This is a genomic window from Stenotrophomonas sp. TWI602 (assembly GCF_039674045.1).
Lineage (GTDB): Bacteria > Pseudomonadota > Gammaproteobacteria > Xanthomonadales > Xanthomonadaceae > Stenotrophomonas.
On record NZ_JBDJMT010000001.1, the window covers coordinates 26,275 to 52,161 of the forward strand.

Annotated in this window: 22 protein-coding genes; 5 read left to right on the top strand and 17 right to left on the bottom strand. The window is 66.2% G+C overall.

Annotated elements, in window-relative coordinates; all coding sequences use genetic code 11:
• Positions 1 to 579: 579 nt before the first annotated feature.
• Positions 580 to 1,608: an AraC family transcriptional regulator gene (locus ABE483_RS00130; RefSeq protein WP_346480795.1), complete on the bottom strand. Its 1,029-nt coding sequence runs from the start codon at positions 1,606 to 1,608 to the stop codon at positions 580 to 582.
• A gap of 104 nt (positions 1,609 to 1,712) precedes the next feature.
• Here ABE483_RS00130 and ABE483_RS00135 point away from each other — a divergent pair, with 104 nt between their 5' ends.
• The gene (locus ABE483_RS00135) at positions 1,713 to 2,957 is read left to right on the top strand and encodes an MFS transporter (RefSeq protein WP_346480796.1); all 1,245 of its coding nucleotides are present in this window, start codon (positions 1,713 to 1,715) and stop codon (positions 2,955 to 2,957) included.
• Between the two features lie 139 nt (positions 2,958 to 3,096).
• The gene (locus ABE483_RS00140) at positions 3,097 to 3,780 is read left to right on the top strand and encodes a thermonuclease family protein (protein ID WP_346462702.1); all 684 of its coding nucleotides are present in this window, start codon (positions 3,097 to 3,099) and stop codon (positions 3,778 to 3,780) included.
• A 5-nt stretch (positions 3,781 to 3,785) separates the two neighbouring features.
• Here the strand turns inward: ABE483_RS00140 and ABE483_RS00145 are convergent, their stop codons facing one another.
• The 6 genes from ABE483_RS00145 to ABE483_RS00170 form a co-directional block, all read right to left on the bottom strand.
• The gene (locus tag ABE483_RS00145) at positions 3,786 to 4,148 is read right to left on the bottom strand and encodes a hypothetical protein (protein WP_346480797.1); all 363 of its coding nucleotides are present in this window, start codon (positions 4,146 to 4,148) and stop codon (positions 3,786 to 3,788) included.
• A 54-nt stretch (positions 4,149 to 4,202) separates the two neighbouring features.
• A complete protein-coding gene (locus tag ABE483_RS00150; RefSeq protein ID WP_256774474.1) occupies positions 4,203 to 4,328 on the bottom strand; it encodes a hypothetical protein in 126 nt (41 codons plus the stop codon).
• Entirely contained in the window at positions 4,325 to 5,455 is a 1,131-nt protein-coding gene (locus tag ABE483_RS00155) for a PepSY-associated TM helix domain-containing protein (protein ID WP_346480798.1), read from the bottom strand. The genes ABE483_RS00150 and ABE483_RS00155 overlap by 4 nt, the downstream gene beginning before the upstream one ends.
• Positions 5,456 to 5,463: 8 nt before the next feature.
• Complete coding sequence (locus ABE483_RS00160; protein ID WP_346480799.1) at positions 5,464 to 7,614, bottom strand: TonB-dependent siderophore receptor; 2,151 nt, start codon at positions 7,612 to 7,614, stop codon at positions 5,464 to 5,466.
• Between the two features lie 94 nt (positions 7,615 to 7,708).
• Complete coding sequence (locus ABE483_RS00165) at positions 7,709 to 7,969, bottom strand: DUF6624 domain-containing protein (RefSeq protein ID WP_346480800.1); 261 nt, start codon at positions 7,967 to 7,969, stop codon at positions 7,709 to 7,711.
• Between the two features lie 145 nt (positions 7,970 to 8,114).
• Positions 8,115 to 8,663, bottom strand: coding sequence for a DUF805 domain-containing protein (locus ABE483_RS00170; protein WP_313218726.1), 549 nt, complete (start codon positions 8,661 to 8,663; stop codon positions 8,115 to 8,117).
• A gap of 166 nt (positions 8,664 to 8,829) precedes the next feature.
• Between ABE483_RS00170 and ABE483_RS00175 the strand changes: the two genes are divergently transcribed.
• Together ABE483_RS00175 and ABE483_RS00180 are read left to right on the top strand one after the other, a co-directional pair.
• The gene (locus ABE483_RS00175; protein ID WP_346480801.1) at positions 8,830 to 9,741 is read left to right on the top strand and encodes an NAD(P)/FAD-dependent oxidoreductase; all 912 of its coding nucleotides are present in this window, start codon (positions 8,830 to 8,832) and stop codon (positions 9,739 to 9,741) included.
• Between the two features lie 60 nt (positions 9,742 to 9,801).
• The gene (locus ABE483_RS00180) at positions 9,802 to 10,488 is read left to right on the top strand and encodes a class I SAM-dependent methyltransferase (RefSeq protein WP_346480802.1); all 687 of its coding nucleotides are present in this window, start codon (positions 9,802 to 9,804) and stop codon (positions 10,486 to 10,488) included.
• Between the two features lie 51 nt (positions 10,489 to 10,539).
• On the opposite strand, the gene ABE483_RS00185 is transcribed toward ABE483_RS00180, so the two are convergent.
• From ABE483_RS00185 to ABE483_RS00195, 3 genes are all read right to left on the bottom strand, one after another.
• Positions 10,540 to 10,710, bottom strand: coding sequence for a CsbD family protein (locus tag ABE483_RS00185; RefSeq protein WP_019184192.1), 171 nt, complete (start codon positions 10,708 to 10,710; stop codon positions 10,540 to 10,542).
• Between the two features lie 147 nt (positions 10,711 to 10,857).
• Positions 10,858 to 11,601 carry an SOS response-associated peptidase family protein gene (locus tag ABE483_RS00190; RefSeq protein ID WP_313212510.1) on the bottom strand — a complete coding sequence of 248 codons (744 nt, stop codon included), beginning with the start codon at positions 11,599 to 11,601 and terminating at the stop codon, positions 10,858 to 10,860.
• A gap of 75 nt (positions 11,602 to 11,676) precedes the next feature.
• On the bottom strand, positions 11,677 to 12,636 hold the full coding sequence (locus ABE483_RS00195; protein ID WP_313212511.1) for a cation diffusion facilitator family transporter: 960 nt from the start codon (positions 12,634 to 12,636) through the stop codon (positions 11,677 to 11,679).
• A gap of 283 nt (positions 12,637 to 12,919) precedes the next feature.
• On the opposite strand from ABE483_RS00195, the gene ABE483_RS00200 reads away from it, so the two are divergent.
• Positions 12,920 to 15,799 carry a PAS domain-containing protein gene (locus tag ABE483_RS00200; RefSeq protein ID WP_346465937.1) on the top strand — a complete coding sequence of 960 codons (2,880 nt, stop codon included), beginning with the start codon at positions 12,920 to 12,922 and terminating at the stop codon, positions 15,797 to 15,799.
• Positions 15,800 to 15,814: 15 nt separating this feature from the next.
• Here ABE483_RS00200 and ABE483_RS00205 read toward each other — a convergent pair whose 3' ends face one another.
• The 7 genes from ABE483_RS00205 to ABE483_RS00235 form a co-directional block, all read right to left on the bottom strand.
• Positions 15,815 to 16,126: a response regulator gene (locus tag ABE483_RS00205; RefSeq protein ID WP_346480803.1), complete on the bottom strand. Its 312-nt coding sequence runs from the start codon at positions 16,124 to 16,126 to the stop codon at positions 15,815 to 15,817.
• Between the two features lie 212 nt (positions 16,127 to 16,338).
• The gene (locus tag ABE483_RS00210) at positions 16,339 to 18,762 is read right to left on the bottom strand and encodes a PAS domain-containing protein (protein ID WP_346480804.1); all 2,424 of its coding nucleotides are present in this window, start codon (positions 18,760 to 18,762) and stop codon (positions 16,339 to 16,341) included.
• Positions 18,755 to 19,228, bottom strand: a complete 474-nt coding sequence (locus ABE483_RS00215; protein ID WP_346480805.1) for a response regulator — start codon at positions 19,226 to 19,228, stop codon at positions 18,755 to 18,757. The genes ABE483_RS00210 and ABE483_RS00215 overlap by 8 nt, the downstream gene beginning before the upstream one ends.
• A complete protein-coding gene (locus tag ABE483_RS00220; RefSeq protein WP_346480806.1) occupies positions 19,225 to 21,462 on the bottom strand; it encodes an ATP-binding protein in 2,238 nt (745 codons plus the stop codon). Before ABE483_RS00220 ends, ABE483_RS00215 begins: the two co-directional genes overlap by 4 nt.
• Positions 21,463 to 21,638: 176 nt before the next feature.
• Positions 21,639 to 24,203 carry a TonB-dependent receptor gene (locus ABE483_RS00225; protein ID WP_346480807.1) on the bottom strand — a complete coding sequence of 855 codons (2,565 nt, stop codon included), beginning with the start codon at positions 24,201 to 24,203 and terminating at the stop codon, positions 21,639 to 21,641.
• Between the two features lie 144 nt (positions 24,204 to 24,347).
• A complete protein-coding gene (locus tag ABE483_RS00230) occupies positions 24,348 to 24,884 on the bottom strand; it encodes a TlpA disulfide reductase family protein (protein ID WP_313212658.1) in 537 nt (178 codons plus the stop codon).
• The gene (locus ABE483_RS00235; RefSeq protein WP_346462630.1) at positions 24,881 to 25,882 is read right to left on the bottom strand and encodes a cytochrome c peroxidase; all 1,002 of its coding nucleotides are present in this window, start codon (positions 25,880 to 25,882) and stop codon (positions 24,881 to 24,883) included. The genes ABE483_RS00230 and ABE483_RS00235 overlap by 4 nt, the downstream gene beginning before the upstream one ends.
• Positions 25,883 to 25,887 lie beyond the last annotated feature (5 nt).

Sequence of the window (25,887 nt, forward strand, 5' to 3'; positions counted from 1 at the left end):
CGAACCGGGTCTTCGGCGCTGGCAGGACGGCAAACCCTTAGGGACTTGATGCCAATGGCGAGGTGTAGTCGCAGTGATCCCCCGGGTGCCGGTCGAGTTTGCGTGGGGCCCCGCCGACCACATCCCGGCAAGCCGGGGCTCGCTGGGCGACGCCCCGCGGCGACTGGAGGGCAGGTGCCTGGAGCACAGAAAGTGAAGCGCCGACTCAGGAGGGGGCGCTTCATGCCCGTGGCGTCTGATTGTTCGCGAATGCCCCGCCTGAGACAATGTGCCTTGTTCTCAGGAAAGAGCTTGTGACCATGGAAGGATATCTACCGCTGGCGATACTTGTAATTGGTTCGATCGTATTTTTTTGTTCATCGTTCCAACAAAAACAAACGAGTTAGAGAAGCAAACGGATGCTGACGGGGACCCGCAGGATGTTGCATTTACGCCCGTAGTTGTAACAAAAGAGCCTAAAGACTCGATTGATGTGGACTCGATGGTTCGCAAGTATGCGAAGAACTTCGAGTTGGAAGTTTCTGTTGAGGTCTTCGACCTGAGATCGCTTATGAGTGAACTTGATAGGTAGCCGCGCCTTCAGCGGCATTTAGCAAGCGCGGCCCGGTTCGAGACCAGCTTCGGCACCTCCTCCCTCCACCCCTGTAAGCGACGCCCCCCCCGCCGAGTCGCGCCAGGCGAGTGCCCCATGACACGCTTGTACGCGCGACTGAAAGCAGCCTGCGACGCGTACCCAAGACGCTCTGCCACCACCTCAATGGATAGGCTTTGCTGGCTCAGCCATTGACTGGCCAATTGCATACGCAGCTCAGTCACATATCGCAGCGGCGCGGTTCCGATGACGGCCTGGAACCGGTCTGCAAAGACAGACCGTGAGCTGTTGGATTCCGCAGCCAGCGCTTCGACGGTCCAGTCACGCCCAGGGTCTCTGTGCAGGGCAAGCAACGACAGCGATAGACGAGGGTCGCGCAGGGCCATGACCAGACCGGATGCGCCGTCGCAGCCGCGCTCGACCCAGTCACGAACGATCATGGCGGCGACTGCATCCGCCAGCCGGGCGAGTATGCCCGCATAACCAATACGTCCGGAGCACACCTCGCGCTTCATCGCGTCGACCATGGGCAACAGCCCGGTGAACGGAGTGGCGTTGCCATCGGCCAGCATCACCGCCGGCATCACCTTGCTCAACCCTTGCATGCCACCCAGATCGAACACCATGCATCCGTGGAAGAGCACAGCGCTTGGCACGGCATGGGTGCTCGGGCATGTGTCTATCCCGCTCACCGCGTCGCCCAGTGGGGCGGCGTCTATCGTTTCCAGACACTGGACGGGATGGTCCTCGCCCGACAGCAACGCGTGGCCGTCTCCGCGGGGAAGCAGCACGACATCCCCGGCGGAGAGAAGATGTTGGCTGCCGTCCGCGCCACGAAGAATCGCATTGCCCACGGCCAGGTAATGGAAGTAGGCATGGCCTGGCTTCTGTGCAAATTCAAGCCCAAAGGTCGGCCCGGTCTGAATGCGTCGGTATTGAACGCCATGCAGTCGCATGCCGGTCAGCAGCTCGCTGATCAGGTCGGAGGACTGGGACGGGTGTGCAGCGTGGCTCACTGATGCGGCCCGGGGTTTCGATCAAAAATACAGGTCGAACAATCATAGATCATCCTGACCTGGCTCCCTAGACTCTCGGCTGCACCAATGCACTGGGATCTGTGATGAGCAATAACGTAGTTGATGCCGCGAACACGCCTGATTCGTTGGCGAGGGGGAGCGGGGAGCCGTCCTCATCGGCATGGGTGGCCGTGTTTTCGCTGGCCATGGGGGTCTTTGGGCTGCTCACGGCGGAATATCTGCCTGCCAGCCTGTTGACGCCGATGGCGGCGGATCTGGGGGTGTCGGAGGCGCTGGCCGGTCAAGCCGTGACGGTCACCGCTGTAGTCGCCCTGTTCGCTGGCCTGCTTGTGCCTCGGCTGACCCGTTCGATCGACAGGCGCCTGGTGCTGTTGAGTTTCACGGCCCTGATGATCCTCTCCAACGCCTTGGTGGCGTTGTCGTCCAGCATGGGCGTGCTGCTGGTGATGCGCGTCCTTCTGGGCATCGCGCTGGGCGGCTTCTGGAGCATGGCAGCGGCCGTGGCCATGCGGTTGGTGCCGCCCCAGCGCGTGCCTCGCGCGCTGTCCATCATCTTCAGCGGGATTGCGGTCGGCACGGTGGTGTCGGTTCCGTTGGGGAGCTACCTCGGCGGGCTGCTGGGCTGGCGCAGCGCCTTCTGGGCGGCGACGGCGGTAGGGGGGCTCACGTTTGTGTTCCAGTGGTTCACGCTGCCCCGAATGGCCCCACGCAAGGCGGCGACCCCGGAGTCGGTGGTGGGGCTCCTGCGCCGGCCAGGCATTGCAGTCGGAATGCTGGGGTGCGTTCTGGCGCACACCGGTCAGTACTCGCTCTTTACTTACATCCGACCCACGTTGGAGAGCCTGGGGCAGATAAGCGCTGATGGCCTGGCGCTGATTCTGCTCGGATTCGGTGTGGCGAACTTTGTCGGCACCCTCCTGGCCGGCTGGCTCATGGAGCGCAGTCTGAAAGTCACCCTGGTGATCATGCCTGCCTTGGTTGGCCTCGCCGCGCTAGGCATGGTGCTGTTGCCGGTGGGCGTTGGCGGGCTTTCGATCCTGGTCGCGCTCTGGGGCCTGGCCTTCGGTGGCGTGCCTGTTGCCTGGTCGAGCTGGGTCGCGCGTGCGGTACCCGATCAGGCCGAGAGTGCCGGCGGGATGGTGGTCGCTGCGGTGCAGTCCTCCATCGCAGCGGGCGCCGCGTTGGGTGGCGTGGTGTTCGGGCTGGGCGGCATCGTTGCAGTCCTTGTCGTTGCCGCGGCGGTGATGCTCCTCGCCAGCCTGCTCATCGCGTTCCGGGTCAGGGTGAGCTCGTCGGCGTTGTCGGCAGGTCCGGCGTTTCATATCTAGGCGACCACACCAGGAATGCACGTCGGGAGTGAAGGACTGTCGATGTAGTCGGCGTCCTGTCTCCGTTTCCGCTAAAGTGCTCGGCCTTGTTTTAACTGGCGCTCGCTCCCGAGCGTGCACTTGAAGGACGTTGTTGTTGATGGTGGTGAAAGGTCTGGTGGTGGTGTTTTTGGTTTCTGCGTCGTTTTCTGGTGTGGCAGCACAGCTGGTCGGCCGCGCGACGGTCACGGACGGGGACACCCTTATCGTGGCGAAGCAGCGCATCCGCCTGTGGGGCATCGATGCGCCGGAAAGCGCCCAGCAATGCACCACCAACGACGGACGTGCTTGGCCCTGTGGCCGACGGTCCGCTGCTGCGCTGGACGGCTATGTGCTGGACAAGACGGTTCGTTGCCAGCCCAAGGACACGGACCGCTACGGTCGGGTGGTGGCGGAGTGCTTTGTACAGGGGCAGTCGGTCAATCAGCGGATGGTGCGCGCCGGTTGGGCGGTCGCGTATCGCCAATACGCGACGGCATTCATCGCAGACGAAGCCGACGCGCGCCAGCACCAGCGGAACCTCTGGCAGGGGACGTTCCAGATGCCAGCTGACTATCGTCGCAGCAAACGTGAGCAGACGGCACGACAAGCCCCGGTGGCCGCGCAGCCGGCGCCGGGCGGATGCCGCATCAAGGGCAACATCTCCCGCGAAGGCAGGAAGATCTACCACGTGCCCGGCCAGCGGGACTACGCGCGCACGAGCATCGACCTGAGCCACGGCGAGCGCATGTTCTGCAGCGCGTCGGATGCACTGCGAGCGGGGTGGCAGCCGGCGAAGCGCTGAGCGTCTCAAACCCTCCCATACAGGCGGCGACGCAGCGCGCCCGCTGCTGCCGCGATAGCCATCGCAGGCACCGCCAGTACAAGTGCGTACACCAGGCCGGCGAGCAACAACGGTCCAACGCCGGACATCACGGCCACCACCGGCACCTGCAGCGCCATGAGCAACAGTCCCCATAGCCACGCCTTCCGGGGGAAACAGGCGCCTAGCACTGCAGCGATGCCCAGTGCGATGGGATAGACGACGGTCCAGAACGCAGGCGCGTCCCAAGGCTCACCGCCGGGCGTCCGCCAGGCCACCAGCACCCAGAACACCACGCCGACCTTCAGCGTGACAGCACTGGCTGCAAGAAGATTTCCCGTCATCCGCATCGTTGCTCTCCTGCACGAACATCCAGCATGCCATTGTTCGACGGGCGAGCGCGTCTACTTCATTGCCTCAAGCGGCACCAGCGACGCCCACACCAGCAGCAGGGCCAGCCACAGCCAGCGCCAGCGACCCATGCCGTGCCACGCCGCGCGCCAGGGGCCGGGCAGCTTTTCATGACTCATGTCTGCCGCCTTTTGGCTGCTGATCGCAGCGAATCCACTGTGCGAAGTCCGTAGAGATACACGCCGGTGAAGCACAGGCCGGTCAACAGCGTGCCGGCCAGCAACCACAGCAGTCGGATGGACCAACCGCCGAAGCTGCCGAAGTGCAGGGGGTCAGCCATTTCGGCGATGCGCTGGTGGATCCCCAGCGCACGGCCGTCATGCATGCCGATCACGTGCCCGGTGCGCAGGTCCACGGCGATATTGTTCGCCCGTTCCCGCACCAGCCAGGCGTCGGCCTCCCCCATGAACAGGATGCTCCCGCCATCGCGTGCGGAGATGGCGCCGAGGATGTCGAGGCGGGGCCATTGCTGGCGGACGGTCTGCACAGCGGCGTCGACGGCGGCCGGGTCGACCGCGGCAGCGCGGTCATCGCCCTTGGCCAGCCGCATGGTCGGCGCGGCCGGTGCATCGCCGCCGAGGGATTCGATCAGATACCACGCCCCGGTCAGCCCGATCAGCAGCAGAAACCAGAGCGACCACACCCCGGCCAAGCGATGGACATCGCCCCACAGGCGGCGCGGTCGTGAGGGATCGGGTCGCTTGAAGAAACCGCGCCACCACTTCTTGTAGATGTAGAGGCTGCTCAACAGCGACAGCAGCAACGGGATGGACAGCGCCGCCACCAGTGGCACGCCCCAGGCCACCGGCAGCATCAGGTGGCGGTGGGTGTTGCGCAGCAGCCGTTGGGTATTGAACCAGCCCGTGTCGCCAGTCACCTGCGCGGTGTAGGGATTGATCCAGACAAAGCGTCGCTTGCCATCGGGCAGGCGCATCTGCGCGCGCGCCGCGAACAGGCGCGTGTGGCCGGCGGAGATGCCTTCCAGCTCCCAGTCCGGATGTGCCGCCTGCGCGGCATGGATGACCGGCCCCCAGCCGGCGTGCTCACCACCATCGGCCACGCGCATGGGGGCCTGCAGCAGCCAGTCGATCTCCTGCGAGAACACCGCCAGCGTGCCGGTGAGGCAGACAAAGCCCATGAAAAGGCAGAGCTTGAGGCCGAGCCAGCTGTGCAGGTCGAACCACAGGCGGCGCCCACTCCCGCTGCGCGCAGGGCGGTCAGGATGCGCTGGCGTAGGCTGGCGCATGGGCAGGCTCAGAAGGCGTACGCCGCTTGCACGTATACGCGGCGTGGCTCACCCGGGAAGTGGCCGGTGCGCTCGGTGAAGCCACTGGCGGCATAGACCTTGTCGAACAGGTTTTTGACGTTGGCCTGGAACTGCCACTGCTGCCACTGCGTCTTCCAGCTCATGTCGAACACGGTGTACGGCTTGACCCGTTGGCCATCCAGGCTGACGCGCTCATCCACGTAATCGGCGCCGAAGCCGATGGCGGAGTTGATCGCCGGCAGATCGTAGCGCGTCCACAGGCCGAGCTTGTTCTGCTGCGCATTGGCGAAGCGATCACCCGAAGCATTGGTGATGCCGTTGCTGCCGGCATCCTTCACCCGCGCATCGTTGTAGGCGTAGGTCAGGTTGAGCACCCAGCGGTCGGTGACATCGGCCAGCAGATCCAGCTCCATGCCCGTACTGCGCACCAGGCCCAGGGCGGCCAGCTGGTTGACGCCGTCCACGATCTCGCCGGTGGCCTGCACGATATTGCTGCGGTCGATCCGGTACGCGGCCAGGTTCAGGGTGACGCGCTCGGCCAGCAGGGATTTCAACCCGACTTCCCATTGTTTGCTGCGCTCTGCATCGAACGGGCCGCCCGCTTCGGCGCTCTGGTTGGCCGCGCTCTGGGGCATGAAACCGCTGGCGATATTGGCGTAGACATTGACGCCTTCCCGCACGGTGTACGTGCTGCCCAGCCGCCAGCTGATGTCGTTGCCATCCACGGCGGTGCCGGCAATGCGGTCATCGTCCTTGAAGCCATCCCAACGCAGTCCGGCCAGCACATGCCAGCGCTCGGTCAGCGTCAGTTCGTCCTGCAGGTAGCCGCCATAGCGCTTGCTGCGCGTGCTCGTGCTGCGCCAGGGCAGGGCGGCCAGGGTGTAGTCGCGCCACGAACTTGCGCCATACACCGGGTTGAACAGGTCGATGCCCGGCACTGGGCCGGCACCCCGCGCCAGATCCGCGCTGTTGGCGGTCTGCGCGGTGAAGTCGGCATCCTGCTGGTACACATCGGCACCGAACAGCACCTTGTGCTCGATGCTGCCGGTGCTGACGCGCCACACGGCGTTGCCGTTGGCGGTAAATGCATCGTTGTCGCGGATCTGGTTGCGCAGCTGGCGGGTCATCCATTCGGGCACGCCATCGCGGTTGCGGTCGATCAGCCCCATCGGCTCGTGGTAGATCTGATGCTCGTTGTTCTCGAACCAGCGCGCACCCACATCCACGTCCAGGTTGGTGCTGGGCGAGAAGCGGTACTGCGCCAGCGCAACCTTGGCACGCATGTCGAGAAAATCGGTGGCTTCGTTGTGGTTCCAGCGCCGGTCGGTCAGAAAACTGCCGTTGTCGTCCACCGGCACGCCACGCAGGCGGTTGCCGCCCAGGTTCTGGGTGATGTCGGTGAACTGCAGGGTCAACTCGCCGGTGTCGCCCACGTCGAAGGCCAGCGACGCATCACCGATCACGCTTTCGCTGTCCGCGTTCCAGCGCACACCCTGTTCGGTGTCGCCATACAGCCCGGCGCGGTAACGCACGCTGCCCGCGGTGTTCAGCGGCCCGGTGGCCTCGATCGATGCCGCCCGGAAATCCTTGTTGCCGGCCTGCAGTTCGATACGGCGCTCGGGTGTGGCTTTGGGCTTGCGCGTCACGTAGTTGATGACGCCGCCAGCGTCACCGCCGCCGTACAGGGCGCCGGCCGGTCCCTTCAGGACTTCCACACGCTCGATGTTGAACAGCTGCGGCACCGAAAAGCCGGCATAGGGGTCGCCGCGCAGGCCGTCATACAGCACGTTTTCCTGGCGGAAGCCGCGCAGGGTCACGCCGGCATAGCTGAAGAAACTGATGCCGCTGATGCTGCGGTACAGGTCGGTGATCTGGCGGGCCGCCTGGTCTTCAATCAGCTCACGCGGCACCACCTGGATGGACTGCGGCACCAGCGCCAACGGCGTATCCGTCCGCGTGCCCACCGTGGCGTCGTCCACCCGGTAAAGCGTCTGGGCGCGACCGAGCACCTGCACGGCGTCCAGCTGGCGCACATCGGGCGAGGAGGGGGAGGAGGAGGGCGGGGCCGCATGGGCCGACGCGCAGGCCAAGATCAGGGCCAGGCCCAGGGCAGAGAGACGAAGCGATGGGCGGGTCATCGGGCGCGGGGAGGGGTAGGTGCGAATGAGAAATATTAACATGTAGGGCGGGTGAGTGACGGTTGCTCGGCACCGCCGCTGATCCTGCGGCAGCCTACCTGACCTGCTTGCCGTACATCTCCGACAGCATCGCCTTGTACGCGTCCAACGGCTGCAACCCAACCGCCCTCCGCCGTGCATCCAAGGTTGTCAGATCCTCGGTAGGCCGAAGCTCCATGACCCCATGCCCGGCGTCCGCGAACTGGGTCCCGTAACGCTGCGGCTTCCCCTGCGCCAGCAACACCCGATCGGTCAGCAGTGCCATGTCCGCAGGGTCGGCATCATCAGCCTCGCTGGCCTTCTGCATCAACGCCAACGCGTGCGCCTGGTGAGCGTCGCCGCGCGGGTCGGAGGGTAAGAGCGTATCGACCTTGAACGCATCGCAGTTCTTCCATGAAGGGCGTACAGGAAACGTAGCCGCTACCTGCCAGAGAATTCATGCCCTCGTCCCGCCGCTTTGGTCATGCGTCCGGTTGCATGAGGTCTGGTTCACGCGAGCCAAAGCGGTTCGATCCCGGCGTAGAGGGAAGCAGCATCAACGGGAAGAACACGAACACGCCCAACGGCACGAGGACGAGGAGCGCCAGCCAACCGGATTCGTCGATATCGTGAAGCCGCCGGATCGTGACGGCGATCAGGGGAATCACGAGCACAGGGGCCAGCAGCGCCGCCAGCACCATGCCCGTGATGACCCATCCGGCACTGTAGGTCCACATCATCATGGCGTAGCAACCGCCAAGCACGCCGAAGGCAAGCAGCGCGAACGCCCAGAATTCCCTGCGGCTGGCGCGGCCGGAGAACGTGCTGTAGCGCCTCATCGGGAGAAGTGCCAGTGCGATGCCGCGGGTTACGCCCGGCCAGCGGAGAGGTGTCGTGGAAAAGATCGATGTCATGCGGGCTTCATCCAAATGGCCTGTTGGCGACACGGCATTGCGCAGATACGTGCTGTCGCTTGCCTTCGGCACGGGTTGTGCGACGCCCGAGGCGGTGCTTGTTCGGTTGTATAGCATGGCGGATTCCAGTGCCTGCTGAACTGCCCTGCGGCGATAGAGGCACCTCGGTGTCCGGCTCGATAGCGCGCTGTGATGCAGGGGCTCACACGCTGTACGCGCGGCGTTGATCCCGCCTCACGCACTCTGGCGCATTCGTCACTCTGCGAGCTCGCAGGACAGCGCCATGGCCGATCTGCGTCCTGATCGTTTTGATGTGGTCATCATCGGCGGCAGCTACGCCGGCATGTCCGCAGCGCTGCAGCTGGTCCGCGCCAGGCGCAAGGTGTTGATCATCGACGGGGGAAAGCCGCGCAACCGGAATGCGCGCGTCGCCCATGGGTTCCTCGGCAGGGAAGGCCTGCCGCCGGCAGACATCGCCTCCCAGGCCCGCGACGAGCTGCGGCGCTATCCCACCCTGAGGTGGCTCACCGGTACTGCGGTGTCGGCGCAGGCGATCGATGACGGCGGAAGGTTCCAGGTCACGGTCGAAGACCGCCAGACATTCGTGGCGGATCGAGTGATCCTGGCCCACGGGGTGACCGACGACCTGCCCGACATCGACGGCATCGGCGAACGCTGGGGCCGGAGCGTTTTTCATTGCCCGTACTGCCACGGCTACGAGGTGTTCGAAGGGCGCATCGGGGTGATTGGCTGTGCGAAGGATGGCGGCGCGGCCCAGGCCCTGTTGCTCTGCGACTGGGGTCGGATCACGCTGTTCTGCAGCCAGGCATCCGCCAGGATCGATGCGGAGCAGCATGCACGGCTGGAGGCGTGCGGCGTCGTGATCGAGTCGGCCCAGGTGCAGCGCGTGGAGGACACCGCCACCGTGGTGCTCGCCGATGGGCGGCGGGTGGAGGTGGATGCGCTGTTCATCTCGCCGCACTCGCGGCTGTCTACGGATCTCGCCGAGCAGTTGGGCTGCGAATTGAAGGATGGCGGCTGCATCACCACCGATTCGGCCAAACAGACCACGGTGCCGGGCGTGTTTGCCTGCGGCGATGCGGCCCGGATGGCGGGCAGCATCGCGTTGGCAGTGGGCGAGGGCGCGCTGGCAGGTGTGGCGGTGCACCACTCGCTGATGGGGCTGCTGGAGTGACGCAGTCTTAATGTAACTAAGTGTGTTACATTAAGGTTCGCTGCAACCAAGGTGGTCCGGATGTCCTTCTCTGATCCTGATGCCGTCGCCCAGTACGCCGACAACCTGGTCCGTCAGGTGCCCGGCGTCCACGCGCTGCACCAGATGACCCACGTCCTGCTGGCCGAACACGTGCCACCGCAGGGGCGCGTATTGGTCCTGGGGGCGGGCGGTGGCATGGAGCTGAAGGCATTCGCGGAAGCGAGTCCCAGCTGGCGCTTCACCGGCGTGGATCCGTCCGCCGAGATGCTTGGATTGGCGAAGCGCGTCTTGGGAGTCGAACTGTCTGCCCGCGTGGAGATGATCGAAGGCTATATCGACAGCACGCCGGATACTGCGTTCGATGGTGCCACCTGCTTGCTGACGCTGCATTTCCTGTCAGCGGAAGACCGTCTCGAGACGCTGTGCGCACTGAGGCGCCGCCTCAAGCCAGGTGCACCGTTTATCATCGCGCACCACAGCGTGCCGAGCGACCCGTTGGACAAACACAGGTGGTTCCAGCGCTGGGCTGCGTTCGTAGCGGCGCGCGGTCTGGTGGGAGAGACGGCAGCTGCACGTGCCGATAGCATCGCCAACCGGCTGCCCACGTTGTCGCCGGAGCAAGAGGTCGCGATGCTGGAGGAGGCGGGATTCGAGCGGCCGGATCTGTTCTATGCCGCGCTGTCATTCAGAGGTTGGGTGGCGTACGCCGGCGATGCACACGGCTAACCTCCCACGGCTCTCTGCCCGAGGTGGGTCAGAGAGCGGTGGGGTCAAGACTCAGCGGCGAGCGTCGTCGCGCGCCTTGCCCACGTCGCTTTGGACTTCGCCAACACCCTTCTGGATCTTGCCTTCCACTTCTTTCGTCTTGTCGCCGGTGACCTTGCCCACGACTTCCTTTACGGTGCCCTTGACCTGGTTCTTGGCGCCTTCAGTGCGATTCTTGTCCATGGTTGACTCCACAATTGGTTAGAGAGAGGGCCCGTGTTGCTGGGCATCTCCACCCTGACGACACAGCGGTGGCGCGAAGGTGAAATTCGCCGCGGGCGCGGAATCCATTCAAGCGCCGGAAAGGTTGATGCTCACGTGCGCTGCACGTCACTCCTCCGCATCGCGTTCATCCCATCCATCGCCATCCCATGGCTGCGGTTCGGTGCTGGCTACGGTGGTATCCGGATCGACAGGCTCCAACAGGGTGTAATCGTCACGCGAAGGATCACGAAACGCGCGGCTGACCGGATAGGCTTCCAACGCCGGGGTGGAGGCGTGGGTACGCAATGCCGCAGGCGTCTGGAAGGCGCCACTCAACCAGTCCAGGGCGGTGGCCGGCGCGATGAAGATCGGCCCGTCCGGTGTGAGTGGGGAAGGGATCGCGCTGTTGGGGCCGGTCAATACGGTGAAGCTGTCCAGCTGCTGGCCGTCGTCGCTTTCCCAGTGCTCCCACAAGCCCGCTGCGAGCAGCGCGAGGCCATCCTTGCGCTGCACGAACAGGGGCCAGGGGGGCCGGCGCTCGCGATCCCATTTGTAGTAGCCGGTCATGGGCAGCACGCACGGGCGCTGCGCCCAGGCCTGCGCGTAGATGCGGCTGCGTGGCGCGCGGTCAAGCCGTGCGGTCACCGTGGTATACGGCGTGGCCGGCTCCTTGGACCAACGCGGCACCAAGCCCCACACCATGTCGGCCACGGCGATGGAGCCGTCATGGTCGCGCGCGAGCACCGTGGCCACGCCCCCCTTGGCGATGTTGTAGTGGTCCGGCGCGGCCGCCAGCGTCCGCGCCAGCGCAGCAGGAAGGCCAGCGGGAAGTGACTCGCTATCAGCGATGGCTTGTGCGAAACGGCGCATGGCAGGTGAGCATCCAACGGCATCCGTGACGGTGTCGTGCGCACCGCCTGCGATGCTGCACGCGTTGCACGGGGGTCACGTGTCGGGATGGGGTTCCCCCAACGCTGCCCGCCGCGCCTGGAACACTTCCGGCGTCTGCGGCTTCACGAACAGCGCGACCAGCTCGGGGTACTCGGCTTTCACCGTCTTTTCAATCCGCGTGATGCAGGCCTCGATCTGCGGGGTGGTGCGATCGTCCTCGAACTCCGCACTCAGCATCGCGACCACCTGGTCCGGGCCCATCTGCATCGTGGTCACGCCATTGGCGCGGCGCAGGTCCGCATCGTGGGTGGCGACGGCCAGAATGCGTTTGGCGACACTCGGGTGCGCGGGCTCACCGACCAGCAGGCCCTTGGTCTCGCGGGCAAGCAGGAAGGCGGTGACCGCCAGCACGCCGGCGATGCACAGCGACGCCACGCCATCCAGGATCGGCATGTCCAGCAACTGCGCGGCAAGCAGGCCGACCAGCGCAAAAGCCAGGCCGAGCAGGGCGGCGCTGTCTTCCAGCAGCACGGTGAAGGTGGAGGGATCCTTGCTGCGGCGGAACGCCTCGAAGTAACCCATCGCCCCCTTGGTGGCGCGGAACTCGCGCAGCGCGATCCACCATGAGGTGCCTTCGAAGACAAAGGAGATGCCCAGCACCACGTAACTGATCAGGTGGTTGGTGGCCGGCTCGGGGTGGCGGATGTGCTGGATGCCTTCATAGGCCGATACACCGGCACCGGCTGCGAACACCAGCAGCGCCACGATGAAACTCCAGAAGTACAGCTCGCGCCCGTAGCCGAAGGGATGGAGCGTATCCGGCTTCTGCTCGGCACGGCGCAGGCCGTACAACAGCAGCAGCTCGTTGATGGTGTCCACCAGCGAGTGGACGCCCTCGCTGAGCATCGCCGAGCTGCCGGAGATGCCGGCGGCGACAAACTTGGCGATGGCGATGGCCAGGTTGCCGGCAAGGGCGGCATAGATGACGAGACGGGAGCCGGTTGGCTTGGCCATGGCAGTCGTGGGGTGGGGAGGGTGCGCGCATCATCGCCAACGGTGCGTCCCGGGCGCGTGCACATCCCGCCAAACGCTGGCACCGGCTCCCGGCCTTGACATGGATTTGCCCCGCTTGGCTTACATTGCTTTCCGCCTTCCGGCTGGCCCCCGCTGCCTGCCGTTCCCCCAGCTCCTGCAATGTCTTCAGTTCAAGGTTCGGTGCCCCGATGATGTCCATCCTTCCCTGGTCTGCCGCGCAGCTGCGCGGCACGCGCGCCCCGGTGGTGCTGGAGCGGTGCGCATGAGCGCAGTGGCGGGGCGCTTTCCCGGCAGCACCGGGCCGATGGCCGAGCAGGTCCGTGCACTGGCGTGGCAGGCGACACCGGTGGGGCCGATCGAGACCTGGCCGGGCGCGTTGCGCAATGCGGTCAATCTGATCCTGGCCTCGCCCGAAAGCATGTACGTGGTCTGGGGCGATGACCTGACATTCTTCTTCAACGATGCCTACAGCCCGATTCTGGGGCCCCGCCTGGAGGGCGCGCTGGGCGCACCGTTGAGGGAGCTGTGGGCCGATGCCTGGGACGCTGTACGCGCGCCGATCGAGAACGCCTTCGCCGGTGAATCCTCCCGTTACGAGAACCTGCCGGTGTCAATGAGCCGCCAGGGCGTGCCTGAAGAGACCTGGTGGACGTTCTCGTTTTCGCCGATCTTCCTCGATGATGGCAGGGTCGGCGGCGCGTTCTGCGTGACCAACGAGGTGACCAGCATCATCGTGGCCCAGCAGCGCCTGGCCCAGGAGAACGAGCGGCTCATCGCGCTGTTCGACAAGTCGCCGATGTTCATGGCCTTCCTCAGTGGGCCCGAGCATCGGGTCGAGTTGGCCAATCCGGGTTACCAACGGCTGGTTGGCAATCGCCATGTGCTCGGCAAGTCGATCCGGGACGCGCTGCCGGAAATCGTCGAGCAGGGCTTCCTGCCGCTGCTGGACGAGGTGTACCGCACCGGCAAGCCGTATATCGGCAGCGAGGTGGTGTACGAGGCGCCGTTCCCGAGCGATCCGTCCTCGGCCCGGCGCATGCTGGATATCGTCTTCCAGCCGGTGGCGGGTGAGGATGGCAATACGGCAGGCGTCTTCGTGCAGGGCCTGGACGTCACCTCCCACATCGAGCTGCAGCGCACGATGCGGCAGGTGGAGGCGCGCAATCGCCAGATCATCGACAGTGCCAGCGATTACGCGATCGTCGCCTCGGACCTGCAGGGCAGGGTGACCCTGTGGAATGCCGGGGCCGAGCACATCTTCGGCTGGACCGAGGCGGAGATGCTGGGTCAGAACGTGGAGGTGATCTACACCGCTGACGATATCCAGGCCCAGCGCTTGCGGCACAACCAGGGCGTCTCGATCGCATCGGGTGGGGTCAGTGGTGAGCGCTGGCTGGCGCGCAGGTCCGGCGAGCGCTTCTGGGCCAGCGGGGCGATGACCGTGCTGCGCGATGAAGATGGCGCCGTGCTGGGCTTCGTCAAGGTACTCGGCGACCGCACCCAGGAGCGCCGCGCCAGCGATGCACTGGCCCATAGCGAGCGCCGCCTCGGCGCGCTGGTGAGCGCCTCCTCGCAGTCACTGTATGCGGTCACCGCGGACTGGCGCGAGATGCGTCAGATTCTGGCGACCGGGCCGGTGGCACAGGACGAGAGCCTGCCTGCGGTCACCGACTGGCGAGAACGCTACGTACACCCCGATGATCTCGCCCTGCTCGAGCAGGCCATTGCGCGTGCGATGGCGCAGCGGCTGCCGCTGGAACTGGAGCACCGCACCCTGCTCGCCGATGGCAGTGTGCGTTGGGTGCAGATGCGTGCGGTGCCCTTGCTGGACAGCGCCGGTGAGATCACCGAGTGGTTCGGTACCGCCTCGGATGTGACCGAGCGGCGCCAGGCCGAAGAGCAGCTGCGCGAATTGACCTTGACCCTGGAAGAGCGCGTGCAGACCCGCAGCGCCGCGTTGCAGGTGGCCGAGGAGCGGCTGCGGCAGAGTCAGAAGATGGAGGCCGTGGGTCAGTTGACCGGTGGCCTGGCGCATGACTTCAACAACCTGCTGACCGCCATCTCGGTGGGGCTGGAGCTGCTGGAGCTGCGCATCGATCAGCGGCGCTATGACGACATCGGCCGCTACCTGGAGATGGCGCAGTCCAGCGCGTCGCGTGCCACGGCGCTCACCCAGCGCCTGCTGGCGTTCTCCCGCCGGCAGACGCTCGCACCCACGCCGGTAGTGGCCGATGCGATGGTGCGCGGCATGCTGGATATCATCTCGCGCACGCTGGGGCCTTCGATCGCGATCTCCACGCAGTTGGCGTCCGATCCCTGGGCGGTACTGGTGGATGTGCCGCAGATGGAAAATGCGCTGCTGAATCTGTGCATCAATGCCCGCGACGCAATGCCCGAGGGGGGCCCGCTATGGATCAGCGCGGCCAACGTGAGCCTGCGTGGCGAGAGTGCGGCGGCGCTGGATACGCCGCCCGGCGATTACGTCCGGCTGGCGGTCAAGGACGCAGGAACCGGCATGGACGCGGCGGTGATCGAAAAGGTGTTCGAGCCGTTCTTCACCACCAAGCCGATCGGGCAGGGAACCGGCCTGGGGCTGTCGATGATCTATGGGTTCACCCGCCAATCCGGCGGACAGGTGCGGATCGATTCCCAGGTTGGCCACGGCACCACGGTGGAACTCTATCTGCCGCGCTTCATCGGCGAGACCCCCGCGGACGCCGCCGAAGAAACCTTACAGGACCTGCCGGCGTGTTCAGCGCCCAGCGTCGGCACGATTCTGGTGGTGGAAGACGAGGAAGCGATCCGCGCGCTGCTGACCGAGGTGCTTGGCGGCGCGGGTTACAGGGTGTTGCAGGCACCGGAAGGCGGCCAGGCCATCGACCTGCTGCGCTCTGACGAAACGATCGACCTGTTGATCACCGATGTGGGGCTGACCGGTGGGCTCAATGGTCGTCAGGTCGCTGATGCCGGCCGCCAGGTGCGCCCTGCGTTGCCGGTGTTGTTCATCACCGGCTACGCGGCGTCGGCAGCGGTGGGCGCGGGCCAGCTGGAGGACGGCATGGAAGTGCTGACCAAGCCCTTTACGGCTGCGGAACTGGAGCGACGCGCCCGCGCGCTGCTGGCGATCAGGAACCCGTCGTGACCAGGTCAGCAGCTGTCAGAGCAGCGACCTGACCGAGGTCACCAGCTGCTTGAGCGTGAAGGGCTTGCGCAGCAGCTTGATGTCCTCGCCGCGGAAGTCGGGCCGGGCTCCGGCGGGGCCCGCGTAGCCGGTGACCAGCAGGATCGGCATGGCCGGATGCAGGGTCGTGGCGATCGTGGCCAGATCGCGGCCGTCCATGCCGGGCAGGCCGACATCGGAGACCAGCAGGTCGAACGGGCCGTCGTGCCTGAGGCATCCCAGCGCGGCCTCGGCATCGCCGACGTCGAGGACATCGAAGCCATCGTCGCTGAGGATGTCCTTGGTCATCTCCCGGATGGGCGCATCGTCTCGACGAGAAGCACGCGGCATCGTGGGTGGGTTCGTGCAGCAGTCATTGCGGGCGGAGATCCTCGTGGCGTGCAGCCACCTGTGCGGATCTCCACCTTAGCGCCCGTGCGTGTTAGCCGGCCGTGCATCGCGTGCCAGCCCCATGTCATGACCGGGGGCGGGTGCCCGTCACGGCACCGCCGGCGACGGCCTCAATTCAAGGCGGTGCCGCTCTGGGTGGGGCTTTCATCCAACAGGGCGGTGCGGATGGACCGCGCCAGATCGCTGCGGGTGAAGGGCTTGGCCAACAGGGCGATGGTGCGGCCAACGGTGCCGCTTGCGTCGATATCGCGCGGATAGCCCGAGGTGAACAGCACCCGCAGGCCGGGCTTGCGGGCCAGTGCCTGCTTGGCCAGGGCCCAGCCGGACATGCCCGGCATCACGATGTCGGAGAACAGCAGATCCACGCTGACGTCGGTGCGATCCAGCAACCGCAGCGCCGAGGGGCCGTCATGCGCTTCGAGCACGCGATAGCCCAGCTGGCGCAGGGTATCCACGGTGTAGGCGCGCACATCGTCATTGTCCTCGGCGACCAGTACGGTCGTTTCCGCCTCCACCTCGAAGGCGTCCAGCGTCTGTGCATCGGCCGGGCGCACGCTCGGCAGGGCGGCGGCCGAGCGCGGGAACAACAGCGTGATCGTGGTGCCGCTGCCCTCGGTGGAATCGAGCAGAACGTGCCCGCCGGACTGCTTGGCGAAGCCATACACCATCGACAGGCCCAACCCGGTGCCACGGCCAACCTCCTTGGTGGTGAAGAACGGCTCGAACACCCGCGCCATGACCTCCGGCGGCATGCCCTGGCCGCTGTCACGGACGCGCACCATGGCGTACTGGCCGGGCGGGACATCCGGGTGCTGCGCCGCGTAATCCTTGTCCAGGTGGATGTTGTCCATCTCGATGGTCAGGCGGCCGCCGTCGGGCATGGCATCGCGTGCATTCACCGCCAGGTTGAGGATCGAGGCTTCCAGCTGGCTCGGATCGATCTCCACGCACCAGATATCCGGGCTGTGCACCATGTCGATCTGCACCAGCTCGCCCAGCGAACGTTTGAGCATGTCCCGCATGCCGCGCATCTCTTCGTTCAGATCCACCGGCATGTTCTTCAGCGGCTGCCGGCGCGAGAAGGCGAGCAGGCGCTGGGTGACGTTGGCCGCACGCATGACGCCTTTCATCGCGTTGTCGAGCGCGCGTGAGGAATTGCCTGCCGTGTCGCCGAGCCGGTCGGTCAGCATCTTGGCGTACTCGATATTGCCGGCGATGACGGTCAGGATGTTGTTGAAATCATGCGCGATGCCACCGGTCAGCTGGCCCACCGCCTCGATTTTCTGGCTGTGCCGCAGCGCTTCTTCGGCCTGCCGCCGCGCGGTGGTTTCCACGGCCTCGGAGACGACGGCGGTGATCCGTGCCTGATGATCGAACAGGGGGCGGAAGGAGAAATCGAACGTGCGCTTGCCGGTCGGCAGGCGCAGTTCCAGTTCGTGGCGCGACGCCGTGCCCGCCGCAGCCTCCAGGATGGCGGTGCAGACCACGCCGGGAACGCCGGGCGTGTCGGCGAACCACGCCGATTCGCAGTACAGGTTGCCGCGCACGTCCTGCTTGTCCGCCAGGATGGCGGCCAGCGAGGCCGAATTGGTGTCGATGATGTGGCCATCCAGGGTCAGCAGGTTCTGGTGCTGGAAACTGGATTCGAACAGCGCCTGCAGCCGGCTTTCGCTCCGGTGCAGTGCCGAGGTCCGCTCATCCACCTGGCGCTCCAGGGACTCGTTGCTGGCCTTCAGCAACGACTGCGCTTGCTTGAGGTCGCTGATATCGCGCGCCATCGCGTAGTAGCCCAGCACCGACCCATCCGGTGCCAGTTCGGGTACGCAGTCCACCTGGGCATGGCGGGCGGCACCGTTGCTGCGCAGGGAGAGCATGTCGAAGCTGACTTTCTCCCCCAGCAGCACCCGGTCGAGATGCTGCTGGATGCTGTTGAAAGTGTCCTCGCCGACGACCTCGCGGGTGTGCCGGCCGATCAGGCTGTCGGGCGTGCGGCCGTGCCACTCGACATAGGCATTGTTGGCGAAGCGGTAGCGATGGTCGTGACCGAAGTAGGCGATCAGCGCGGGCAGCGAATCGGTGATCAGCTTCAGCCGCTGGTGGCTGTCGTGCAGTTCGGCCTCGATACGCAGCAGCCGGCGGCGCTCCTGGGCTTCATGGATGGCCCGGACAACGGCATCGGGCAGGCGCTGCAGGCGCGACTTGACCACATAGTCGCGCGCGCCGCGCTTGAGCGCCTGCACGGCGAGCTCTTCGGTGAGCGTGCCGGAAACGAAGAGGAAGGGAATCTGGGGGGCGATCTCGCTGGCCAGGGCAAGGGCAGCGTCGCCATCGAAGCCTGGCAGCACGTGGTCGGCCAGGATCACATCGAACGAGGCGGTGGTCAGGGCATCGAGCATGCCCTGGTGCGACCAGGTGCGTTGGGCCGTGAACGGGATCCCGGCGCGGCGCAGCTGCGCGGTGATCAGCTCTGCATCCAGTGCACTGTCTTCGACCATCAGGATCCTGATGGTCTTGGTTGTGGCGGCCTCAGCCATCGTTTCTACTCTTCCCGCCGAACAATGTGCCGTGGGGTGGCGGCTGGTTGGTGATGCCCCAGAACATGCCCAGGCCCTGGATCGCCTCGAGGAATTCCTTGAAGTCCACCGGCTTGACCACGAAGGCGTTGACGCCCAGCTCGTAGCTGCGGATCAGGTCCTGCTCCTCGCGCGAGGAGGTCAGCATCACCACCGGGGTGCTGCTGAGGGCGCGGTCGCTGCGGATTTCCCTGAGCACTTCCAGGCCATTGAGCTTGGGCAGTTTCAAATCCAGCAGCACCACCACCGGGCCACCGTGCATGGCGCCTTCATAGGGACCCTGGCAGCGGAGATACTCCAGCGCTTCCACGCCGTCGCGCACATGGGTCACGTCGTTGAGCAGCTGGCATCGCGCAAGCGCCGCCATGGTCAGCTCAGCGTCTTTCGGGTTGTCTTCTACGAGCAGGATCGGTCGCAGATCTCTCATAGGTGGTCTCCAGTAACAAAGGGGATGGTGAAATAGAAGGTGGCGCCGGCGCCTACCTGGCCTTCGGCCCAGGTGCGGCCGCCATGGCGGGTGATGATGCGGTGCACGTTGGCCAGGCCGATGCCGGTGCCTTCGTACTCATCGACGTGATGCAGCCGCTGGAACACGCCGAACAGCTTGTCCACATAGCGCATGTCGAAACCGCAGCCATTGTCTTTCACGAAGAAGATGTCTTCCGTGTCATTGCGTTCGTGTCCGATCTCGATGCGTGGCTCGGGCGTGTCGCGGGTGAACTTGATCGCATTGGACAGCAGGTTCTGCCAGACCAGCCGCAGCATGCCGGGGTCGGCCAGCACCTTGGGCAGGGCGGCGATCCTCCAGTCGATGGCGCGCCCGGTGTACTCCATATCGAGCTTGCGGCGCACGTCGTCGGCCAGGGCGGTCATGTCCATCGCGATCTGGCCCATGGTCGAGCGGCCCATCTGCGAGAAGCTGAGCAGGTCATCCACCAGCGTCCCTGCCGATTTTGCCGACTCCACGATGGTCTCGAGGAATCTCTTTTCTGAATCGTTCAATCGCTCGCCGGCCGAGGACCACAGCAGTTCCGAGTAACCGACGATGTGGCGGAACGGCGCCCGCAGGTCATGGCTGACCGAATAGGAGAACGCTTCGAGCTCCTTGTTGCTGCGGAGCAGTTGTTCATTCAACGCCGCCATCTCCTCGGCCTTGCGCAGCACGATGTCCACGATCGCGGTGCGCAGCTCCAGCGCGGCATCACGGTCCACCTCGTTCCAGGGCAGCGACTGCTCGCGCACCGTCTGCTTCCAGCCTTCGAAGGAGGTGCGTGGCGACAGTGGCTGATCGGTCTCTACCTTGCGTGGGTCACCGCCCCAGCGAACGGTGCGGACGACCTCCGGCCGGAACCAGATCACGAAGCTGTCGTGGATCTGCGAGATGGAGATGGCCAGCACGCCACTGGCGACGCCGGCGAAGGCTTCGGCGTGCTGCCATTGCTGCGCGAGCGTGTCGGTGCAGAAAATGTCGCCATCGATCGGCTGGGCGGTCAACCACTGGACCAGCTGCATCACCTGGGGCTGGCTCGGGCAGTCGCCGTGCAGGATGCATTCGCCACGGTGCACGATCGCCGCACCGGCCGATTGGGTCAGTGCGAGCAGGCTGCGTTGATCGCGGCCGAGCGCGGCCATGAAGTCGGTATCGCCGGCCATCCGGCCGAGCAGCCGCACCTGGATGGCGCGGCGTGCAATGCGTTCTTCGACCAGCACCGCGCGCTGTTTCAGCGAAATCTGCAGCGACAGTATCTGGCCGATGAACTCGCAGGCCGTGCGCACGTGGTACGGCACGCGGCGCGCGAGCTGGTTGTGGCAGGAGATCAGGCCCCACAGTTCGCCCTCGCACAGCACCGAGACCGACATCGATGCACCGGTGCCCATGTTGCGCATGTACTGCAGGTGCACCGGGGAGACGCTGCGCAGCATGGCCGGGCCGAGGTCGGTGGGCGGCGCCTCGGCGATCGCGGGCACGCGCACCAGAGGCACCGGGGTGTAGTGGCTGTCAGCGATCAGCCGGATCCGGTTCTGCCGGTACAGCTCACGCGCCTGCGCGGGAATGTCCGATTCCGGGAAGCGCAGATCGAGGTAGGAGGGCAACACGCTGTTGCGGTCCTCGGCCACGACCGCACCGTTCCAGTCCGGGTCGAACTGGTAGATCATCGTGCGGTCGAAGCCGGTCAGCTCGCGGATATGCACGGCGGCGATCTCACACAGGGCCTGCGTGGTGGGCGCCCTCTCGATCGCAGCCATGAAGCGGCGGATCGAGGGATAGAGGTCTTCCAGCGAGCCTGGCTCGCCCTGCACCGGGGCCTCCAGCTCGATGATGACGTCATCCCCGATGCGGTGCGCCACCGTAGGGTGGTGGCCGGCCGTGCCGACCGGATGCGCGCCAAGGAATTGCGAGGCACCTTGCTCCAGCGCTACCAGCAGCGGCCTGCAGTGGGCCAGCGTACCGCCGAGCACTGCCTCCAGGGGCTGGCCCAGCGGATCGCCCAGCACCTCGATGAGCTCCGGTCGCGCGACGGCGCGGGCCTTGACGGTCAAGGTGAAGTGATCGAGGACCAGGATCAATCCGTAGGGCTGGATCGCGCCAGGGGTGCGGATCGGCTCACGCGCGCAGCTGGACAGATCCAAGGCGCTTGCGCCGGAATTCCTCGAGGACATTCATTGACTCCTGCTCGTTGCCAGTGGTGACCACCGCGCGAATGGCACGGCGTCGCCTGGTCGTCAGGAGCTCACACCGTCCACTGCGACGCGGTGTGCCACAGTTCCCTCATTTTTGCATAGGCGATCATCCTGATCTGTGAGGATGAGACAGGGTTCCTTGCGTTGCTGGAATGCTAGTCCCAACGGTAACGCACCGTCGCCGACCACAGCCCGCCCGAGCCATCGACCGGGCCGCCATTGGCGTACCGGTAGTATTCGTTCGCGGCGAGCAGCGGCTCAGGCAGTTTCGTGACCTTGCGGTCGAAGACGTTGTTGGCGTTCAAGGCCACGTCCCAGCCACCGGGCAGGGTGGCGCCCAGCTGCAGATCGGTGATCCACAGGCCGCCGATGTCATACGCGATCTCGGCCTGGCCGGCATACGGCCCGCTGGTGGCCACCGTGGTGGGGGAGCCATAGCGCTGGATATCGCCATAACGGCTCTGGCGCAGGCCGACCCGGTAGCGGCCGAGCGACCAGTCCAGGCCAAGCACCTGGCGGGACTTCGGCGCCTTGTACAGCAGTTCGTTCTGCGAGCCGGTGCTGAAGACCGGCACATTGAAGGCCGCCAACACCGCGGGCGTGGGGGCCAGGCCGGTGATCTTCGCGCGGGTATGGCTGCTGGCCAGGGTCCAGCGTAGGGCACCGGCGCGGCCAAGATCCCAGCGCCCTTCCAGCGTCGCCTCCACGCCTTCGGTGCGGGTGTCAGCGGCATTGATGAAGTAGCGCACACCGTCCTGCGCACCGAGCCCGACCGAGGTCACCAGCGCACCGGAGCCGGGATACAGGCCCTCGCGGAATGTGGTGGACAGGGCAATGCGATCGTCCACATCGATGCGGTAGGCATCCACGGTCAGTGATGCGCCCTGCCACGGCTCGGCCACGATCCCCAGGCTGAGGCTGCGCGAGGTTTCCGGGCGCAGTGGCTGCGCGCCCAGGGCGATGGCCTGCGGCGAGCCGGCCTGCAGGATGTGGTCGGTGTAGAAATTGCCATTGGAGGTGTTGCGGTAGGCCTGCGCGGCCAAGGAGGGAGCCTGGAAGCCGTTGCTGATCGTGCCGCGCAGGGCGAGCCGGGGGTGCAGGGCAAAGCGGGTCGAAAGGCGGCCGGTGCTCTCGCTGCCGAAATCGGAGTAGCGCTCATGCCGGCCGGCAAGGTCCACGCGCCAGCGTGTGCCCAGATCGGCAGCGACGCCCACGTACACCGCGCCGCTGTCGCGGCTGACATCCACCGCATCTTCCGGCCGATAGCCGGGCAGGGCCTGCGAGCCGCCCAGGCCGATGCCCAGTACGGTGCCGGCATACGGACCATCCAGCACCCGCTGCCCGCCATGGGTATAGGACTGTACGTCGCCGGCGCCGATCCGGTAGCGCTCGTCGCGGTACTCCGCACCCGCGCTGAGCTCCAGTGGCGCGGCCAGCCACGCGGTCTGCAGCTGGCGGCGCACATCCAGATTGTGGGTCCAGGCGCTGTAGCGCAGGTCGCCGATATAGAAGTCGGTCTGGCTGTCCAGCCCATAAGTGGGGTTGATGCTGTTGTGCAGGTTGATGTCCATCGCATCGCGCCCGTAGCCGCTGCTGAGGTCCCAATCCCACTCGCCGAACTGGCCGCGCACGCCCAGCGTCAGCGCGCCATCGTTCTCGTCGATGTGCTCGGTGGGGGCGAAGCCATCCGGATCGATGGCCCGGACCACTTCGTTGCGCAGTGGCTGGCGGAAGTTCTGCGGTGCCCATGCATCGCGCTGGGCGAGCGTCAGCAGCCCGTAGGCCTCTACCGTCGCCGCCAGGGGCAGGCTGGCATTGGCGGTGGCGGTCTTGGTGCGGAACGCGCGGATGCCACGATTGCGCCAGGCATTGTTGTCGCGGGTCGCTTCGCGCGGATCGGGCGTGGCACCGGCGGGCAGCGTCGGGTTGCTGGCCTGGTTGCCCCCCGGGCGGATCGCATTGCCGGCGGCGTCCCTGGGGAAGTAGTACAGGAAGGTGTCGCGGGCGGGGCTGGTGTAGTTGGTGGCGTGCTGGTCGTCCAGCTGGGCGGCCAGGTGCAGATAGCCGCCGTCGCCGATGCCGAAACCGGCATCGGCCTGCACCACGCGGGAGCGACCCTCGCCGGCGAAGTAGGTGCCATCGCGGTAGGAGACGTTGCCGCCACGCGCCGCCTTGTTGGTGACGATATTGATCACCCCGGCGATGGCGTCCGAGCCATAGATCGCCGAGGCGCCATCGCGCAACACTTCGATGCGTTCGATCGCCCCGGTGGGGATCAGGGCGAGATCGGCCGGTGCGGCGCCGCCGAAACCACCGGCGCCCAGCAGTGCGGTGGCGTGGCGGCGTTTGCCATCCACCAGCACCAGCACGTGGCTGGCGTTGAGGCCGCGCAGCTGTCCGGCGCGCACCATGCTGTTCAGATCGCCGGTTTCCAGCGGCAGGTTGAAGCTGGGCACGGTGGTGTTGAGCACATCCAGCAGGCTCGTCGCGTTGGCCGCGCGGATGTCGTCGGCCGACAGCACGTCGATCGGTGACGCGCTTTCGCGCACGGTGCGGCCTTGCGCGCGGGTGCCGGTCACGGTGACGGTATCGAGCGTGGCGGTGCTGGTAGCGGTGATGGCACTGGCATTCGTCTCCGGCGCTGCGTGGGCGGCAAGCGGCAGGGAGAGCGCGGAAACGATGGCGAGGGCCAACGGCAGGCGATGGTGCGTGGACAGCATGGAAGATCCCCAGGGAGAAGAAAGGCCGATGCGCAGGGGCATGCGGCGGGCAGGCTACGGCGGTAGTGCCGGATCAGCAGGTGCGGTGACGCAGCGCACCCGGACAACAACGTTCGGCCGCGGCGGCGATGCGCCGGGCGTGGATCACGGCGCGCCCCTCGCGGCAGCGGCCCAGCGCTCGAGATCGGCCGGATGCAGCGGTCCGTTGTGGACCTGCAGCACCGTGCCCTGCGCATCGATCAACACCGAGAAGGGCAGCGTGCCGATGCGGTTGCCGAACGAGGCGGCGGTGCCGGGGGGGCCGTCGCTCTCCACCAGTTGCGGATAGGTGAGCTGAAGCTGGTCGCGCAGGGCGTTGGCAGCCTCGATGTCGTCCAGTGCGATGCCGACCACCTGCACGCCGTTCGGCAGCGGTGCCTGCGCCTGCGAGAAATGCTGCAGGTCCGGCAGCTCCTTCAGGCAGGGCCCGCACCAGCTGGCCCAGTAATTGAGCAGCACCGGGCGGCCGCGCCATTGCGCCAGCGCCGCCGGGGCGCCGTCCAGATCGGTCCAGTGCAGGGCAGGTGCCGCCTGGCCGGCAGGGGCGGGGGGTGTTGGCGGGGCGGCGTGCGATGCCAGGGGCAGCGCGAGCATCAGTGCGGTGGCCAGCAGCGCCGGCAGATGCGAAGCAGGAGAAGTCATGGAGGGGAGGCCGTCGAAGACGTAGCACGCGACGCGAAGCGGTCATCGGTCAGGGTGTGCAGGAACTGTTCGATATCGTCGATCTCCGCTTCGGTCAGGTGCAGCGGATCGCGCAGCTGTGCATCACGGCCGATCGAATCGGGGATCACCTTGCCGGGGTCGTCGTAGTACACGATCACCTCGCGCAGGGTCTTGAACATGCCGTTGTGCATGTACGGCGCGGTCAGTGCGACGTTGCGCAGGCCGGGTACCTTGAACTCGCCCTTCTGCGTGGGATCGCCGGTGATGCCGCCGCGGCCTTCGTCATTGAACTCGCGGCCGTTGTAGATGCCGATGTTCTTGAAACGGTCCGAGGTGAAATCCTCGCCGGCGTGGCAGCTCACGCACTGGGCCTTGGTGATGAACAGCAGGCGGCCGCGCTTGGCCGCGTCGCTGATCGCGTCTTCCTGGCCGAGCGCATAGCGGTCGTAGGGACTGTCCACGGTATTGAGGGTCTTCTGGTAGGCGCCCAGCGCCCGGCCCAGCGTCCGCGGGCTGGGTGCGGCGTTGTAGGTCGCCTGGAAGCGCGCGACCCACGCCGGGTCTGCAAGCAGCCGGGCCACTGCCTGATCCACCGGCAGATCCATTTCCAGCGGATTGGCGATCGGCGCCAGGGCCTGCTCTTCCAGGGTTTCGCTGCGGCCATCCCAGAAGAAGCGGGTCCGCCCGGCACTGTTCATCACGCTGGGGGTATTGCGGGTGCCCACACGGCCTTCCACGCCCAGGCTGAGCGCACGGTCATCGGCGAATGCGCGGGCGGGCTGGTGGCAGCTGGCGCACGACACCGTGCGGTCGCGCGACAGGATGGGATCGAAGAACAACTGGCGGCCCAGCTGGGCGCGTGGGTTGTCGGAGAGATCGCCGTCGTAGGTCGGGGCATCGGCGGAGAACACCGGCGCCAGTACCGCAACGCCGATCAGCGCGGCCAGCAGGGCAAGGGAGCGGACAGGGCGGGGCATGGTGG

What these genes read in the sequence shown, in the direction of transcription:
- ABE483_RS00135 (WP_346480796.1), top strand. Translation starts at nt 1,713, where the DNA reads ATGAGCAATAACGTAGTTGATGCCGCGAACACGCCTGATTCGTTGGCG.
- ABE483_RS00140 (WP_346462702.1), top strand. Translation starts at nt 3,097, where the DNA reads ATGGTGGTGAAAGGTCTGGTGGTGGTGTTTTTGGTTTCTGCGTCGTTT.
- ABE483_RS00145 (WP_346480797.1), bottom strand. Translation starts at nt 4,148, where the DNA reads ATGCGGATGACGGGAAATCTTCTTGCAGCCAGTGCTGTCACGCTGAAG.
- ABE483_RS00150 (WP_256774474.1), bottom strand. Translation starts at nt 4,328, where the DNA reads ATGAGTCATGAAAAGCTGCCCGGCCCCTGGCGCGCGGCGTGGCACGGC.
- ABE483_RS00155 (WP_346480798.1), bottom strand. Translation starts at nt 5,455, where the DNA reads ATGCGCCAGCCTACGCCAGCGCATCCTGACCGCCCTGCGCGCAGCGGG.
- ABE483_RS00160 (WP_346480799.1), bottom strand. Translation starts at nt 7,614, where the DNA reads ATGACCCGCCCATCGCTTCGTCTCTCTGCCCTGGGCCTGGCCCTGATC.
- ABE483_RS00170 (WP_313218726.1), bottom strand. Translation starts at nt 8,663, where the DNA reads ATGCTATACAACCGAACAAGCACCGCCTCGGGCGTCGCACAACCCGTG.
- ABE483_RS00175 (WP_346480801.1), top strand. Translation starts at nt 8,830, where the DNA reads ATGGCCGATCTGCGTCCTGATCGTTTTGATGTGGTCATCATCGGCGGC.
- ABE483_RS00180 (WP_346480802.1), top strand. Translation starts at nt 9,802, where the DNA reads ATGTCCTTCTCTGATCCTGATGCCGTCGCCCAGTACGCCGACAACCTG.
- ABE483_RS00185 (WP_019184192.1), bottom strand. Translation starts at nt 10,710, where the DNA reads ATGGACAAGAATCGCACTGAAGGCGCCAAGAACCAGGTCAAGGGCACC.
- ABE483_RS00190 (WP_313212510.1), bottom strand. Translation starts at nt 11,601, where the DNA reads ATGCGCCGTTTCGCACAAGCCATCGCTGATAGCGAGTCACTTCCCGCT.
- ABE483_RS00195 (WP_313212511.1), bottom strand. Translation starts at nt 12,636, where the DNA reads ATGGCCAAGCCAACCGGCTCCCGTCTCGTCATCTATGCCGCCCTTGCC.
- ABE483_RS00200 (WP_346465937.1), top strand. Translation starts at nt 12,920, where the DNA reads ATGAGCGCAGTGGCGGGGCGCTTTCCCGGCAGCACCGGGCCGATGGCC.
- ABE483_RS00205 (WP_346480803.1), bottom strand. Translation starts at nt 16,126, where the DNA reads ATGACCAAGGACATCCTCAGCGACGATGGCTTCGATGTCCTCGACGTC.
- ABE483_RS00210 (WP_346480804.1), bottom strand. Translation starts at nt 18,762, where the DNA reads ATGGCTGAGGCCGCCACAACCAAGACCATCAGGATCCTGATGGTCGAA.
- ABE483_RS00215 (WP_346480805.1), bottom strand. Translation starts at nt 19,228, where the DNA reads ATGAGAGATCTGCGACCGATCCTGCTCGTAGAAGACAACCCGAAAGAC.
- ABE483_RS00220 (WP_346480806.1), bottom strand. Translation starts at nt 21,462, where the DNA reads ATGTCCTCGAGGAATTCCGGCGCAAGCGCCTTGGATCTGTCCAGCTGC.
- ABE483_RS00225 (WP_346480807.1), bottom strand. Translation starts at nt 24,203, where the DNA reads ATGCTGTCCACGCACCATCGCCTGCCGTTGGCCCTCGCCATCGTTTCC.
- ABE483_RS00230 (WP_313212658.1), bottom strand. Translation starts at nt 24,884, where the DNA reads ATGACTTCTCCTGCTTCGCATCTGCCGGCGCTGCTGGCCACCGCACTG.
- ABE483_RS00235 (WP_346462630.1), bottom strand. Translation starts at nt 25,882, where the DNA reads ATGCCCCGCCCTGTCCGCTCCCTTGCCCTGCTGGCCGCGCTGATCGGC.